The 14,896-nt window shown below is 53.3% G+C and carries 15 protein-coding genes; all 15 read right to left on the reverse strand.

Annotation, left to right across the window (positions count from 1 at the left end):
* Nucleotides 1-92: 92 nt before the first annotated feature.
* Complete coding sequence (locus BLW22_RS01045; RefSeq protein ID WP_074843790.1) at nucleotides 93-629, reverse strand: STY4534 family ICE replication protein; 537 nt, start codon at nucleotides 627-629, stop codon at nucleotides 93-95.
* Nucleotides 630-725: 96 nt separating this feature from the next.
* On the reverse strand, nucleotides 726-965 hold the full coding sequence (locus BLW22_RS01050) for a hypothetical protein (RefSeq protein WP_033897295.1): 240 nt from the start codon (nucleotides 963-965) through the stop codon (nucleotides 726-728).
* Nucleotides 966-1,271: 306 nt separating this feature from the next.
* Nucleotides 1,272-1,571, reverse strand: coding sequence for a hypothetical protein (locus tag BLW22_RS01055; RefSeq protein ID WP_074843793.1), 300 nt, complete (start codon nucleotides 1,569-1,571; stop codon nucleotides 1,272-1,274).
* Between the two features lie 930 nt (nucleotides 1,572-2,501).
* The gene (gene pilM, locus BLW22_RS01060; protein WP_074843795.1) at nucleotides 2,502-2,942 is read right to left on the reverse strand and encodes a type IV pilus biogenesis protein PilM; all 441 of its coding nucleotides are present in this window, start codon (nucleotides 2,940-2,942) and stop codon (nucleotides 2,502-2,504) included.
* A gap of 590 nt (nucleotides 2,943-3,532) precedes the next feature.
* On the reverse strand, nucleotides 3,533-4,855 hold the full coding sequence (pilV, locus tag BLW22_RS01065) for a shufflon system plasmid conjugative transfer pilus tip adhesin PilV (protein WP_074843797.1): 1,323 nt from the start codon (nucleotides 4,853-4,855) through the stop codon (nucleotides 3,533-3,535).
* The gene (locus BLW22_RS01070) at nucleotides 4,845-5,786 is read right to left on the reverse strand and encodes an ATPase, T2SS/T4P/T4SS family (protein ID WP_074843799.1); all 942 of its coding nucleotides are present in this window, start codon (nucleotides 5,784-5,786) and stop codon (nucleotides 4,845-4,847) included. Before BLW22_RS01070 ends, pilV begins: the two co-directional genes overlap by 11 nt.
* A 10-nt stretch (nucleotides 5,787-5,796) precedes the next feature.
* Nucleotides 5,797-6,312, reverse strand: coding sequence for a type 4 pilus major pilin (locus tag BLW22_RS01075; protein ID WP_174562721.1), 516 nt, complete (start codon nucleotides 6,310-6,312; stop codon nucleotides 5,797-5,799).
* A 25-nt stretch (nucleotides 6,313-6,337) separates the two neighbouring features.
* A complete protein-coding gene (locus BLW22_RS01080) occupies nucleotides 6,338-7,477 on the reverse strand; it encodes a type II secretion system F family protein (protein WP_074843804.1) in 1,140 nt (379 codons plus the stop codon).
* Nucleotides 7,467-9,023 carry a GspE/PulE family protein gene (locus BLW22_RS01085; protein WP_074843806.1) on the reverse strand — a complete coding sequence of 519 codons (1,557 nt, stop codon included), beginning with the start codon at nucleotides 9,021-9,023 and terminating at the stop codon, nucleotides 7,467-7,469. The genes BLW22_RS01080 and BLW22_RS01085 overlap by 11 nt, the downstream gene beginning before the upstream one ends.
* Nucleotides 9,024-9,035: 12 nt before the next feature.
* Nucleotides 9,036-9,608, reverse strand: a complete 573-nt coding sequence (gene pilP / locus BLW22_RS01090) for a type IV pilus biogenesis protein PilP (protein ID WP_033897289.1) — start codon at nucleotides 9,606-9,608, stop codon at nucleotides 9,036-9,038.
* Nucleotides 9,598-10,929: a type 4b pilus protein PilO2 gene (gene pilO2 / locus BLW22_RS01095; RefSeq protein ID WP_074843807.1), complete on the reverse strand. Its 1,332-nt coding sequence runs from the start codon at nucleotides 10,927-10,929 to the stop codon at nucleotides 9,598-9,600. The genes pilP and pilO2 overlap by 11 nt, the downstream gene beginning before the upstream one ends.
* A gap of 3 nt (nucleotides 10,930-10,932) precedes the next feature.
* Nucleotides 10,933-12,741, reverse strand: coding sequence for a PilN family type IVB pilus formation outer membrane protein (gene pilN / locus BLW22_RS01100; RefSeq protein ID WP_074843811.1), 1,809 nt, complete (start codon nucleotides 12,739-12,741; stop codon nucleotides 10,933-10,935).
* Nucleotides 12,741-13,889, reverse strand: coding sequence for a PFGI-1 class ICE element type IV pilus protein PilL2 (pilL2, locus tag BLW22_RS01105; protein WP_074843813.1), 1,149 nt, complete (start codon nucleotides 13,887-13,889; stop codon nucleotides 12,741-12,743). The genes pilN and pilL2 overlap by 1 nt, the downstream gene beginning before the upstream one ends.
* Nucleotides 13,890-14,078: 189 nt before the next feature.
* A complete protein-coding gene (locus tag BLW22_RS01110) occupies nucleotides 14,079-14,495 on the reverse strand; it encodes a hypothetical protein (protein WP_033897285.1) in 417 nt (138 codons plus the stop codon).
* Entirely contained in the window at nucleotides 14,492-14,830 is a 339-nt protein-coding gene (locus BLW22_RS01115; RefSeq protein ID WP_051421953.1) for a DUF6516 family protein, read from the reverse strand. The genes BLW22_RS01110 and BLW22_RS01115 overlap by 4 nt, the downstream gene beginning before the upstream one ends.
* Between the last annotated feature and the right edge of the window lie 66 nt (nucleotides 14,831-14,896).

Here is a 14,896-nt window from a genome sequence, read left to right on the forward strand (position 1 = left end):
GTCTCCAATGTATGAGAATCACCGTACCCAGAAGGGCGGTGTTCCCTTCGGATGATGAAAGGCACCCGAAGGGTGCCTTGCAACAGAGTGAATCAAGATGCCTTACGCTGCCGTTTAGCAGGCGTTGGCTCCGGTTGTTCCTCCGCAACTGGCTCGATTGCTTCTTCGCTTTCGAGTGGTGCTTCAGATTGCGCTTCGCCTTGTTCAGCAACTGTTTCAACTTCACGAGGCTTGGCTTCATAAACGGTTTGCCCGTCTACCTTGATCCAGCCGATAAACAAAAGTCGTCCTTTGAGGCTTGCTCCAGGTTGACCCTTTTTATCGCCTTTCTCATAGGTAAAAGCATCGGTCCAGATATCGCCGATACGGAAGCTCACAAGGACCTTCTTTCCTGCTTCAACGGCCGCTTGGCTGCGACGAATCAGCTTTTCAGCTTCGGCGCCGACAATGTTGCAGTCGATGTAGGAGTACTCGGCTTCATCTGTAGAACCGCGCAGCGCCGCAACGGTGACAGCCATGAATGGCTTACCTTTGCCGCGAGGTTTCACTTCACGGATACGGTTGAGGTAACCGATACCAGTGGTGTGAAGGTCGAAGAATTTGGCTTCGTTGGTTTGAGTAGTGCTCATGATGATTCTCCAATTTCGAAATAACAGAAAGCGGAGAAACACTTCGCCCTTGGGGGAAAGTATTCCCCGCGAGGGTGGTAGAGCTAAGGAGTTTGCTTAGTGCAAGAGTTTCATGGCAGCAATCAGCACACCAGTGGTGGCTGACAACATGACACCCATGCGAATGGTGAGTCTTACTTCGAGCTGAGCGATTTCAGCACGAATAGCAGTGATATCAGCTTTAGTGGCGAGTAGCGTGAGCATGTCGGTCTCCAAAGCCTCAATGACAGCATTAGCTTTCTGTTCCGATACGTTGATCGAGATCAGCGCTTGGTAGAGAGCCAGTTCGGTTTTCATCAGACCTCCAAAAAATTGAGAGGCCTGCCCTGACGGGGTAGGCCCGTCATGGGTGGGGGAAGGTGCTTCCATCGACTTAGTCGACTGACCGCGCTGCCGGAAGCTATGGCGATCTTGGGAATGGATCAATGCGGTAAACCGCATCGTAGTCTCTCGGATCCAGACTACTTGGGCATGTTGCTGACAACGTCAGCGATACATGTGCAGATCATGGAAATACGAATGCCGCTTGTCAAGCCCCTCCCGTAAAAACTCCAATGAAGCCTTCCCAACGGGAAGGCTTCCTACAGGGAGAGGATAAGCGGCTTAGCAAGTTGCAGATGTCAGTGATCGCGCAATGGGTTTCTTACGAGACCGGCGAGCGGGTTTTTCGACCACTCGTGTATTTGCCGCGTACCAATGGTTCAGATCAACACCTTTACGAGCTAATGCTGGCAGGTGATCCATTTCACGCACCAGGCGATCGGGTACGCAGGGTGGTGGCAGCAGCGGAACTGCTTTGGGGTGGATAGCTGTAGGCGCAGAGCTGGTTTTCTTCACCGCATACAGAAACTGTCGAGTGAGGGTGCCAAGCGCAAAACCGAAGCCATAAGCAAGTTTGGACATAGTGATTCTCCTGCAGGTTGAATGCGGAGAAAGCACTGACCCTGTCGGGGAAGTGATTCCCCGCGAGGTGAGTTGCATAAGGTGCTTCTATCGACGGTTGTCGACCGACCGCGCTTCCAGAAGCTCAGCGGTCTTGGGCGGATCAGACACATGTATCGTGTCGCAGTCTTCAAGATCCTAACTGCCTGGGCATGATGCTGACGACGTCAGCAAAGCACGTTTGTATCATCGAAGGGAGATAGTGATGTGTCAAGCGGGAGGGGAATTACGGGGAGGGCAAAAACAGGTTTAACTCAGCGGGAGAAGCTACCGAGAGCAGCTGGGTCAACAGTCACCCTCGGTTGTAGTAAGAAACGTCTTTCAGAAAAAAATACCACCTGTGAGAGATTAAGGCGTCATCGATCCCTGGGCTGTGATCTGAACGTCTCACTTTCTACACCTGGCCGATTATCGTGGTTGAGGCCAGCAAACATAAGGCACGCATCCGCGCACAAAAGGAGCCCTGCGTTTCGCCGGCGGGCCACCGGCAGGGAAAAGCAGCTACCAATGGGTAGCCTGATCATCCTTTGCAAGATGATCAGGCTACCCATTGTGTGAGCTTTAAAAAGAATGGGCCACAACACCAGTGTGGCCCTTAGACTACGGTGCTTCGAACCTCGACAAAGCTCTATGTGCCTATGAACTCGCAATTCACGAGTTAGACGGCTGCGTGTCTGGCTTGAACAGGGAGACACAGGGAGAGCCTTGAACCAGGTCCGCACGCCCTTCCCGGAGCTATGCGTGCTTTGGGGTTGGTAATGAGGCAAGCCGCATCACCGGGCGCTACTGATGACCGCCAGTAGCCAGCGGGGTGGAAACTTTGTCGCGTTCATTATGTTGAGAGCCCGAGGTATATGCAACCTCGCACCGGATACAAAGACGCTAATCAAGTCAGTTGACTGCCACGGCTGCGCCTTCAGGAATGACGTTGGGGAGAATGATGTCTGTTTGTCCCGACCTGGGCGAAATCAACACTCCTGCTCGGTTCACTCCTACTGTGATCGACTGGGTCCGCTCCACCAAAGCTGCAGGTAATCCTGGAGGTGCCGTACCCGCAAAGTAGGTATAGCTTTGTCCCGCAGATATGTAGGTCATAACCCCTGGAGGTTTTGAAAACCATGCTGGCAGGTTGAGTGCTTCATCAGCCGGCGTCCCTGTATACCCGGCGTTTGCCTTCGCATACTCAGCTGCTGCGGATCTATAGACGAGCAAATTGCGACTCAGAGAGTCGATGGTCGCATAGTCTGTAATTTGTTCGGATTGCTTTTGCTGTTGATTGAACAAACCCACAGCGATCAGCAGGATTGTGAGAACTGCCCAATTTAGCGACATGACTGAGCCTCAAGAGTGTCAGACGTAATTGTCACCGAAGCTCAACCAGATCGTCTTGGGAAAATACGAGGTCGGGCTACAACAAATTTTGCTGCTTCGAACTATAGTCGGTTGACGACAGTAGTCAGGCCCTTAGAGTTCGAAAGCTAAGCTCGTATTTGCCGAGCTAAAAGTAAAGAGTAATATAATATAATGCAGGTAGTTACAATTATTGCCGTAAGTGTCAAAGGGCGTCGACCTGCAAAGGTAGTGGTCTTTCTTACTTTGTGGGCTGCTGAAATAATATCAGAAGTTTTTACGCATATAACTCTATATCGTCCTGATCCTAATGGGGTAAGGCGATAGGTGTGATCTCCTACCTCGAAAGCTTCTAAGCCCTTAAGGGCCGGAGCCCATAATGCGCTTGAGCAAATCCGGCTTCTAGAATTTAGCCATGCTTGCAGATGATGATCATTATATTCAGTGCCATTCTCAAGGTGGTCCATCAAGCAAGTACCTGTCAGCAGCATAGGAAAATTGGTTTTACGACCAGATCTCACCGTATATAAATGAATGTCAACAAACAAAACGCAAAGGTATTTGTGCAAACACTATTTTAGGCACTGCCAATAAAATACCCCAGCCCAATCGGCTCTCACCGCGTATAGAAACCAGTTCCCAGCTCCGTCCCGATACACTTGACCGGACTCGTCTTGACCAACGGCCGCAGCACCAGAGAGAGTACATATAGTCCAAGTTGAGTCAGCAATAGCACAAACGTTTGGATTCCATCCGCCGTAACCTTGGCAGGAGCCGGAGATGTAGTTTTTGAATTTTGCCCCGGTGATAGTCCACACCCCGGATTGGCACGAAAGTGGGATTCCCGCCGCATTTTTTGCGATGAGCCTGCTGTCATTGCACGCTTCTCCCTCTGTCGCCTGGCCACCGATCGATAGAAATTCATTGGTCGAGAGACGGCCGTTGGCACTAACGGTGCCGGTAGAGGTGACCTGTCCAGCAGCAACTGTCCCACCTGTAGAGAGCCCTTTGTTGTTATAGACACGCACCCAGTCAGAATCGGACTGGTAGATGCCTCCACCCCATTTCTCGCTGTACCAGCCAGTATCACCTCGAGTTCTGAACCAGCCCCCTGTGTAGGTCTCGCCAGTGACGTTCGCAGTTGCTGCGGATACAGTGTTCGTCGCTGTCACATTTCGAGCATTGACGTCAGCGCCTGTGGTCACATTGCCGGTGGCCGTAATTGCAGCCGCATTGTTGATATTGTGGCCGCCTAAACTGATGTCGGTGTTCATGGTGTTGAGCTCGGGATGTCCCGGCACCGCGTTGCGATATAGGTAGTCATTGGCGAGTTGGCCATCCATCAGGAACAATGCGCTGGCGGTATGACCTGGACCAGGGTTGATCGAGTAATTACTTAGCGCTACCTGCCATCCCCCGCGTACACCCTGAACGATGTTAGGGTTGGTTGAAGAAATGAAACCACCAGGTCCGCCTAGATTTTCAGCGATGACACGAATGCCCATTTCTGGGATTGTTTGCCCACCTGTGGTGACGACGATCACCTCCAGTTGGTTGGGATTAGGCTTCCGGGCCAGGCCGAGAATGGTCTGTCCGAAGGTATTGGTGGAGCTAAAACCTGCAGGAAGATAGCTGGTGTTGATCAGCATCGGAACGGTAATTTGCGCTGGTACGGTCGCTGTAGCGTTGTTCAATAAGGCATTGAAATTGTCCTTCATGTATTTTGCCACTGCTTCAGAGATGGTTCTCTGTTGATCTGCGGCAATGCGGTAATCCTGACCGTCCATTTGCCTGATTTGCCATATTGTCGCCAAGGTGACGACGACGGAAAACACGATCAATCCGATTGCCATATCCAGGCTCAAGAAACCCCGCTGTTTGTTTTTACTGGTCATTCCAGAGGCTCCTAGATGATTGGTGAGCGATGTCTTGTTCGAGTAAGGAGATCTTCCCTGCATGGACTTTTTCTCGAATGCCCGGTCCGTCAGGGTCAGTGAAAAGCAGACTCTGCAACGTAAGTCGACGGCTCCCATCAGTCCCCATAGACAGAGACTGGTGAATGACCGCTACTAGTCCTTTGGAAAGCAACTCTCGGGCGTTATTCAGCAAGGGCTGGGCCAAGGCCGAGATTCTTTCAATGCCTTGAGTGACGCTGCCAGCATGGCCTGTACAAATAATGAGATGACCATTTATTGATGCCTGGATGACTTGAGCCGCAGTCGAGCTGTCGCGAATTTCCCCGACAAACAGCAAGTCAGCTCTTGTGCGCAGCGCCAAGATCAACGCCTCTTCGTAGCCTCCCATACGGCGAGAAACTGGAACTTGAATACAGCGCCCTTCACCGTGTCGACCATTCAGATAGGGTTCTGGGGGATCCTCTACAGCCACGCAAATTCCACCCCAGGCCTCAAGGCGAGCTTTTACAAGGGAGGCCGCGCTTGAAGTCTTTCCTGTGCCCATTTCTCCGCAGATGAAGATCAGGCCGCGTACAGAGTCGCTCATCAGTGCATCCTGCAGATAATCTGGCAGGCCTAGCATGTCCAATGGTCGGATCTGAACCGATGACTTGCTCAGGACAAATACTGGTTTACCGTTCAAATCCAGTAGTTGGGTTACGCGGAGGACTACGCCATCTTCAATCAAAGCGAATTCAGGATCCTGGGTAGCAGCGTGCTTTTCCTGACACTGCAGCCGCAAGCGCTCGAGGTCCGCAAGCCATTCGACTGGTGCTTCAACTCTTCGCGCGTGCCCAGGAAGACCTTTGGCATCGGCAAACCCCTCGCCTAGGTACAGGTCGACGAATTCAGCATCGGAGATCACGCTCACACAGGGCTCCTTAATACGAAGTCCAGGCAATGGTACTGGCGTCCGATGAGCAACTTGTCGCCGCTGCCACTGCAGTGATTTCTCCAGCAATGGCAGTACCACCGTTGATTGCCGTCGTCGTCTGTTTGTCCTTGGCCATATTTGAGGCGAGGGTGATACAGGCATTTTTCGGGAGGTTGGATTCGGTGATCGTAAAGGTCATGCCGTTGCTCACTACGGTCACGGCACCGTTCCAGCGGTTGGACAGGGCATTGCCGTTGATGCTCATGCCGCCGGTAGCTTCGAGGTTGATTAAGGAGGGCGCCAGGTTGGTGCCGGCAGTGGCGTAACCCGTAGTACTTTTCAGTCTTTTGGTATTGCTAAGCAACGTACCGAGGTTGCTCTGTTCGATGGTGACGTCCGAGCTGCCGAACGTTCTGTACCCCATAAAGACGATGAAGCCGAGCGCCACCGCAATCAGCATCAGCCAGAACATTCCGTCCAGGGAAAGGAAACCTCTTTGGTTTTGGCGAATATTTTTTGGCATTTTCAGTACCTCATTTGAGTTTGGGTTAAAGCGTTTCAGTCACAGTGCCGGCCAGCTGGAAGATCCCGATCACCACCAGAATCATCATGACCCCCATGGCCATGGAGGACACTCCGATGAGAGACTTGGCGATTGCCTCGACTCGCTGGAGGGTTTGCTCCAGCCAGCGGTTGGAAAACCGTTCCATCGACTCGGCGAAACCTTTGCGTATGGCAAGTACTTCCAGAAAGTGCATGGCCATGGGGTCTGGAAATTGATGACCCGCAAGCTTCAGCGCAGTACCGAAGTTTTTGCCGGCGCTGACGCCGTAATGAATGGCCGTCAGCCGCTCCTTCAGCCAGGGAGAAGCATTGCGCTGAAGAGAGGTGAGTGCGTCGAGCTGGTTGATGCCGGAGCGCAACATCACGGCCATGTTGAGCAAAAAGATGGAACCGTGAAGTGCCTTGTAGACCGACCAAGGGGGAAGGCGCTCTGCTCGGACTCTCAAGACCTGGAGCAACTTGTTCAACTGCAGCTTCCATGACGGGCTGGCGGCCGTGATCTGAAGCCCGCAAAACACCGGCAGGGTGATGATCGATACGAAGATGAAGACGACGACCGCGATCAAGGTCACCAGACCGTAGTGGGTCACGAAATTCGATAGGGCGTAGAGAAACGCCGGTACACCCGTCCAAGCTTCGGGGTTAGACCGACGTGTCATGGAGGGCACCATCCACGCGGCGATCACATACAGCAGCGCCGCCATGACGCTCCACACAACGGATGGGAACACGGTGGCCGAGGCTACGAGTTTGCTGATCCGTTGGCGTACTTCAATGATCCTCACGCAGTCACGACAAGCCTGCACCAGGTTGCCCGTGTCTTCACCGGAGGCGATCAGTGAGTTCTCGTCGTACGGAACCCAGCCTTCGCAGGATATGCTAAGGGATTTCCCATCTTTTACAGATTGCGCGATGTCTCTGCAGGCTAGAGATACGGGGTGCAATTTCTGACCGTTATCGCTGAAAGCTCTGGCGACCGTGTGCAGCGCGTCCTCAAGTGACACACCATCCTCAAGGATGCCCATCAGGCTCTCGTAGAATTGGATTCGCTCGTTTTTGCCGAACTGCTTGGCATAGAAGACTTCTGCCCAACGATTCAGCATCCCCCTGACGTCACTCATCATGAGAGAGCTCCAAGGTTTGTCGATCAAAGTCCAGTGGGCCTACCATCATTTCCGCGTGGCGCGGATCTACCAGGCCTTGCTTGAGTTTCATGATGGTGTGGGCGGTTTTGGTGATGCCGCCCATTTCCTTGACCCAGTGGCGACGTGCTGCACTTGCACCTTGCTTATTGAAAACCTGCATAAATTTGAGGTCGGTAAGGAGTGTTTCAGCAACTGCGGTGCGGCTAACGACGCCTAAACCTTTGCAGTGTGGGCACCCGGGGCCTTTCAGGTAAATCAGCTCGATCGCCTGCAGGTCGTGCAAGCGCCGCGTCAGCGCAGCGCTGAGCTGGTCCAGATGTGCAGATGCAGGTATGCGGCAGTGGTGGCATAGCTCAGGCAGCAAAGACTGATTCACGACGCTGGTCATCAAGGCCGGGTCAGTGACCAGGTAGCGATCCACCCCCATGTCGATCAGACGCTGCAGGCCGGCTACGGCATTGTTGGTGTGCAGCGTCGAAAGTACCAAGTGACCGGTCATTCCGCCACGGAACGCCGCTTGGGCTGATTCAAGATCCCGGATTTCCCCGTACATCAGAATGTCGGGGTCCAGCCGCATGGTGTTGGTGATACCTGCGTTCCAGGTTTCACCAGGGCCCAGTGGCGACTGGTTGGCCATGATTGGATATTCAGGCGGATCTTCCATGGTCAAAATGTGTTTGGTGCCACCACATTCTTCATGCAGTAGGTTGAGGTTGACTTGTTGGGACTTGGACTTCCCGGAACCTGTGGGGCCAGTAATCAGGTTCACCCCATAAGGCAAACTTCGGATGCGGCTGAATGCCTCGATCTGCTGGGGAAGAAAACCGAGCTCCTCAAATGTCATTTTGGTTTTGTCGTCGTACAGCAGACGCAGAACCATCAGGGGGCCGTCAACCAGCGGCCGGGTGGCAACCCGGGCGCCGAACAGACCAAGCTGTTCGACATAGGCTCGTTTCACCCTGGCGTCCTGGCTCACCTGCGGCTGATAGTGGTCCTTAGCTACATCGCACATGCTGTTGTAGAGGGATGAGCAGAGCTCCATGCCCACCTGGCTCTGATGCTGCTCTGCCTCCCACAAAAGTCCGTGTATGCGAAAAAAAACTCGAGTGATGTCGTGGCCAACGACAAAATGAACGTCGCTCGCATTGCGCCGGTGGGCCTCTCCCAGCAGTTGTACTACCTGGGCTTGGCGTTTTGTATCGGTGGACAGGGTTTTACCATTTACATCCTCATTCGCTTGGTACAGAGCCTTGATCGTGCTCATGGAGCAGACCTTGACTTTGAAAGGATGATTTTCGTGTTCCAACTGATCCTCGAATGCCATGACATAGGCATCCGTTTGATGTTGGGCAGACACATACAGAATCCCATCGCTGGTCAGCGCACACAGTTGACGCAACTCGGGTTTCAGTTCAAACGGTCCTCCAGTAGCGGTCAGCAACTTTTTGTGCGAAATCAGAATTTCCACAGCAGGCTCGTCGGAGCCTACTTCCGTTGCCTGGGGATTTTCGGTCGGGATCGTCATAGCATTGGTCTCTCAGCGTTGGCCAGGGATTAAGCCAGGCAGCACAGGGGCCGACGCGGTGTTGCTGACTGCGGGGTTATTGGCGTTGCCTGGGACGACTGGAGGAGTATTGGAAAAACCGAGGGGATAGCGCTTGCCGCTTCGCTCAAGCGTCACGTTGTCGAAGGTGAGGATTGCCACTCGATACCCCCCAGGCAATTCCCTGGAGGAGGTATCAGCGTCAATCTCAACCCCACCGCTGTAGAGAAGGGTGGCGCGTAGACGCTTTGCTGAGCCGAAGACGGCTTTTACAACAGGCAACTCGGGCTGTGAGTCAGCGCTGCGGGCCGAGGCAGAAGTCGGAGGCGTGAGGTAGCCTTGAGAAAAAATCATTGGCGAAGGCTGCGCCGTCGCAGTTTGGTCTTCGCCGTTGATGGATCTTTCGGCTTTGGCCTTCTCGGCCTTTGCGTTCAACAGAATCGTCTGGCTTTGAATGATGGCCAACTCGCCGACGTTTACCCCGGATGGCGTGTTTTCGCTCGCCCAACAAATGGGGGCTCCGAAGGCAAGGATTGAACACCACAAGCGCAACGTCTTATTTCGCATAGAGGTCACCTATTACTGACCAGACAAGGTGGCCAGCCTGATATTGGGTTTTGATTTCACGCAGGCGTAGGCCTTGACTGGGCGCACCGGATAAAGAGTCCAGTGGGGTAAGCCCGGAGGTGTAACGCAGTTCGAATAGCTTCCATTGAGGAGGTGGCGGCGGCGGTGGAGCAGGCTGACCAGGAATGGCTGGTTGAACGGGCACAACAACCGGCATCTCTTTCAGGGTGGGGGTCTGCATGAAGCTATGCAGCCAAGACGATAGGTTTGCCAGCATCACGATCGCTCCTTCAAGCGGTTCATCACCAGCGGCAGGTAAGGAAATGTCGGACTTCAACGTCGCCGAGTTACCCTCGTCAAAAAAGGCCGGCCGATCAGAAAAGTGGCCTTGAGTTGCCTGTATCAGCTTGTCGGCAGTGCTATTGCCAGAACGTGTGTAAGAGGACAGGACCTGAGTGCCGTCGCACATGGCACTCGTGAACTGCCATCCCTGAATGGATAGGGGCAACTGATAAATGACGTTGCTGCAACCTTCCAAGAAGTCTTCAACAGAGGGACGTTTGGCCCAGGGATGTTCAAGTGCTTGGGGAGGTTGCTCCACACCCGATTCTTTTTGCAGCCTGGCCAACTCAGCTAGACGTTGTTGTTCAGCCTGGAACGCTGCCTCCTTAGCTATTTGCTCCTGATGGCTCTGCCATTGCGCCCAGCCAATGACGCCGACTGCGATCAGCGCTGCAAGAATCGAGATCTGCACCAGCTCGGTCTTGGAGAGTCCAAATACGAGCGGTCGAAGTCGATATTCACGTTTGAGTTTCTCGGGCTGGAGCAGATCCTCGACGTCCAGAGGATGCCCGCCCATTTCAAACTCTGGAGGGAGGTACTCATGGCTGAATTGAATGCCGCGACTGCGTTGTTGCACGACCCTGCGCCGCACCTCGGCGCCTGTACCGATCATGTCACAGCCTGAAATCACACCACCTTGGTACACCGCAACCAAGGCGTACTGGTCAAGATCCGGGGCCGTCTGCCAGGCCGCAATCCACGAATCACCCAACTGTCCAGCCAGGGTCGCTGCAAGCGAATACATGCCCTTGGTGACGCTGTCACTGTGCGCTACAAAACCTGCCTGAATGATCGCCGGCGTTCTACGAATAGCTACAATGTCTAGCTGGTGTTCACGCCCATATTGACGCGCTTCTTTCATGTGACCGGTGACGCTGCCCAACGGATGCCAGCGCAGACCAGTGACAAACGATTTTCCTCTGTGCTGCAGTACCTGGACGCGAGGAGAGCGCGGGCTTTTAGACACTTCCGAAACCATGGCTTACCCCTTAAAACCTGCGCAATGCAGTACTGGGCTAGGGCAAGAACCCCATGGATCATTGGCAGCCGGTAAATTCAGGGTGCTAGGGCTTGCGGAGTCGTTATCGACAACAGGTGTAATCAGCACGACCAGCACGTTATGGTCTGTGCTGCGAATTCGACTGCCACCTAAACCGAAGAACCCTGGGTCACCTACACCTGACTTGGTTGCGTTTTCGCTGTTCTCCTCGAAACCGGTCAACACCAGTGTTTGACCGCTGCGTAGTCGAACTTTGGGAGAGAGGTTCCTGGTGTCGTAATCGACTGTCTGAACGCTGGAGCCGTTGCTGGTGAAGGGGGTGAAGGTGGGTCTGCTGCTCATGCTCAAAGTGATCATCAGCAGCAGGTTGTCCTGGTCGATAATTCGAGGTAGCAACATCATGTTGAACCCGCTGGTGATAGTCGCGGGAGTCAGTGATGTGGACGATCCGACGGAGGCCGTTGTGGTTGTGGAACTCGATGCAATATAGCTTTGCACGTTCCCGACCTGGATAGGGGCAGGCTGTAAATTCAAAGTTGTGACCGAGGGCGACCGGACATTTGAGACGCGGTACTGTTCGGAAAGGGCTTTAATAATCAGATTGGAACCAGCCCAGGGAGAGTTTGAAGTATCTAAAACATTGAACGAGCTCGAGACCGCATTGGTGCTAACTCCCGTGGTGGCATTTTTTAGGGAAAAGCCCCACTTGCTGCTCAGATTGGTGTAAACCGCCGACCAATCCAGGCCTGTTTGATCCTTGTCAGAGAGGGTCACCTCAAAGACTTTGACATTGAACAGAACCTGGCGCGTGATGCTGCGGTTGATCGAGTTCAAGTATCTCGAAACGTTGGAAAGAACCTCTGGACGATCACTCACCGTCAAGGTGCCAGTGGATCGAGAAAGGAACATCCGACCTGGTGGTTGCTGGCTCAGCATTGCCTTGACGTTCTTTTCGATATCCCCGATCAGTGATGTTTTGATTGAGACAGTGGTGCTTTGGTTACTGCCGGACTCACCCGACGCACCTGATGACGAAGATCCTCCACCACCACCTGAGCTCCCACTGCCAGATGAGGTCAGCAAGCCCGACTTCACCGTGCTTTCAATGACCTGGTCATCGCCAAACGCCCAAACATCGAACGTCTTGGTGTCGAAGTAAGTGATATGCACGCTGCGGTCGTCGGAAGAATAGCTCCACGCTAAGCCTAACTGAGCGGTCGATTGATTAAGCAGTCCTGACAGCTTGCCGCTGTACTTGATAGGGAATGTGCTGGGAGCAATTTGTCCGACCATATTCATGGAGCGTGCATTGCCCGGCACGTTGCCAATAACACCAGCAGGCATGAAGTTGGACAGGTTGTCGGGTTGATTCATACTCGGGGGAGCGGTTGGGCCTTGGTTCCCTTGTGTTGCACTGGTAAGGACGCTTGGATCGATGGCATCAGGCGCTACGATGACGGGAACGCCGCACTCGCTGGTGATGTAACGCGCAATCTCTGCGATTCCAACGTTATAAGCAGGGCGATAGGTGATGTCGCAATCCATGGTCAGCGGTAACCCACGCTTGGTAACCATCGGTTGTTTTGAGACCCAGGGTTTGTCGCTGAACACCACCGTAGCGCGCGCGGGCTCTTGCTGCTGATTTCTCAGAAACCGGCTGTATTGCGAGGCGGTCGCCGCATCATTTTCTGCGCGACTGGCGGACTCATTCACTCGCTGAACAGAGCAGGAACACACTAGAGCCACAATGAGCGATATTGCTGTGCCTCGGATCCAGAGACGCGCAGTCATCATTTTTTCCTCTCTGCAATGTAAATCAGCATCTGTGATGAACTGCCGTCGACCACAAAGGACCGTGGGGCCGAGTCATAAAGCGGGAAAATTTCTCTTATGGCCTCTTCGAAGCTGCCCTCGAATCGAAGTGGTGCGTCAATTGGGTAATCAAGATCATCGGTCTGCCAGATCAGTCGCCAGTGCGCTTTTTCAGCCCAGCCTTCTACGGTTTGACGAAGTGATGATCCAGTTGAAGCCGTCCATATCTGGGCCAGCGGCTTGGCCGCGGCGGTGGCTGCAATAGCTGGAGTAACCGTAATGGGTGCAGCGATGGCTGGAGTCGCGGGAGTCGACGCTGCAGCGGACTTGGTACTCGAACTACTGGACTTGCTCGAGGCAGAACTGGGCGCCGGCAAGGCAGGCGTTTGTTTCGTTGCGCCCTCCTTGGGGATCACAGCAGGAGAGGGCATCGGTTTGGAGGAGGATGTATTGGTTACAGATGCAGAGACCGTCGTGTTCTTTGTGAATGGCGTTGTTTGCGGTACAGCGGCGATTACTACTTGGCCGGCTGAATCATTGCTGACTGTGGTTGCGGCAACGGTTTGAGCTGTGGAGTGCGCATTGAGTTGAGCAACCTGCGTCGATGCAGGCCGTGAAGAGTCAGGGAGCTGATAACCAGGGCGTAGCACGTAGCAAACCTGACGGTTGACCTCGTCGACCTTCACCTGCCAGGCCGGACCCGCGAGCACTTGTAGGGTGTTGCGTAGTGTCATTGGGCCGAGTTTGTACTGAGCTGCTGGCAGTGGCCGGGTGTAAAGGATGTTGACGTGCCCAGTGTCTGCCGAGCAAAGCGTATAACCTGATCGATCCACTACGTATTGCATTGCATCGTGCACATTTGGGTGCATGTTGGCAGGGATGCTGATGTCGATAATCTGGGCCATCAGGTCACGTTGGCCAGAATCTGGCAAGGTACTGACCAGGGTGTAGCGGCCATAGCGCACTACCGGTTCTTTTTCAGGTACGGCGCCGCTAGGGTAGAGGTCTGGCGCCAACATGTCCGGATTGCGACTGCTGTCGAAAGCGGGCTTGGGTGTCTGTGCCGTTTGGGTCGTGCAACTTGCGATTAACGCGAGCAGCGAGAGCGTGGTGACGTGCCTGATCATGTGCCGAGAGGCCCCCTTTGATGATGGAGGGCACGGTGGCAGGCAGCTAGCTAGGATGCAGCAGTAAATAGATTATTCGGCTTGGGAGGATTTATTGATGTTGATTCTGATAGCACATCAGTAATTTTTGCCAGCGATCTAAAGTAACAAAAAGCCCACTCATTTGAGTGGGCTTGATAAGGAGGAAACTCACTTCTGTCGTGATTTAGGCTGAGTCTTTTCAGCCTCGACACGCGAGACTTTAACGATTAAGCCGCCTCTCAAGCGAGCTGATGCAAATGTATAATCTTTTAATACCTGCATAGCAACGCGCTCAAAAACAGAGGCGTCAAGAAACTCGAGTGAACGAAATTTAAAGTCTTTCGAATCCAGCTTGAGCGCACCCTTGGTTTTCTGTTTTTCTCCACCGCCACCCTGAATTACGCTTAAAGATGCCTTCACCTTCTGGCGATGCTGTTCTGATTGGTACGTTTTCATCTCATCAGCATCTTCAAAGCTGATACTTTCGCAAGCGTCTACTGACTCGCCACGGTCAAGCTGGTGAGCAAGCGAATTCATACGGGCGAAAAAATCCGTTTGGGATTCGTGCCTGATGATTTTCTTCATTTGCTTTTCCTCTTGGCCAGATGTTGGTGCCATTGGTCTTCGAACAGCTTCATGGTTTTTGCAAAAGACTCAAACTCGACGGGGATATATTGGCCCATGACATGTTTATGATGCTCGCCATGTGCATTGTCAAATCCGATGACTCGGCCATTATCCACGGAGCAGATTGAGTCATTGATGTAGGCCATGCTGTAAGTGACAACCTCACCAGTGGCCTCATTGATCAGGTATTCGATTCGCAGCTGACCATTACCTTTTTTTTGAGGAATGATATCCGTATGCGAAATTTTCTTGAGGATAGGTTCCTTCCTCTTGACGCCTTTCTTAGCTGCCATTATAGACCTAATAGCCTCTTCAATGAAGTCAGGACTGCGATTCGGTAGGTGTGCCATCATATAGCA

The organism is Pseudomonas marginalis, from assembly GCF_900105325.1.
In the GTDB taxonomy this organism is placed as follows: domain Bacteria; phylum Pseudomonadota; class Gammaproteobacteria; order Pseudomonadales; family Pseudomonadaceae; genus Aquipseudomonas; species Aquipseudomonas marginalis.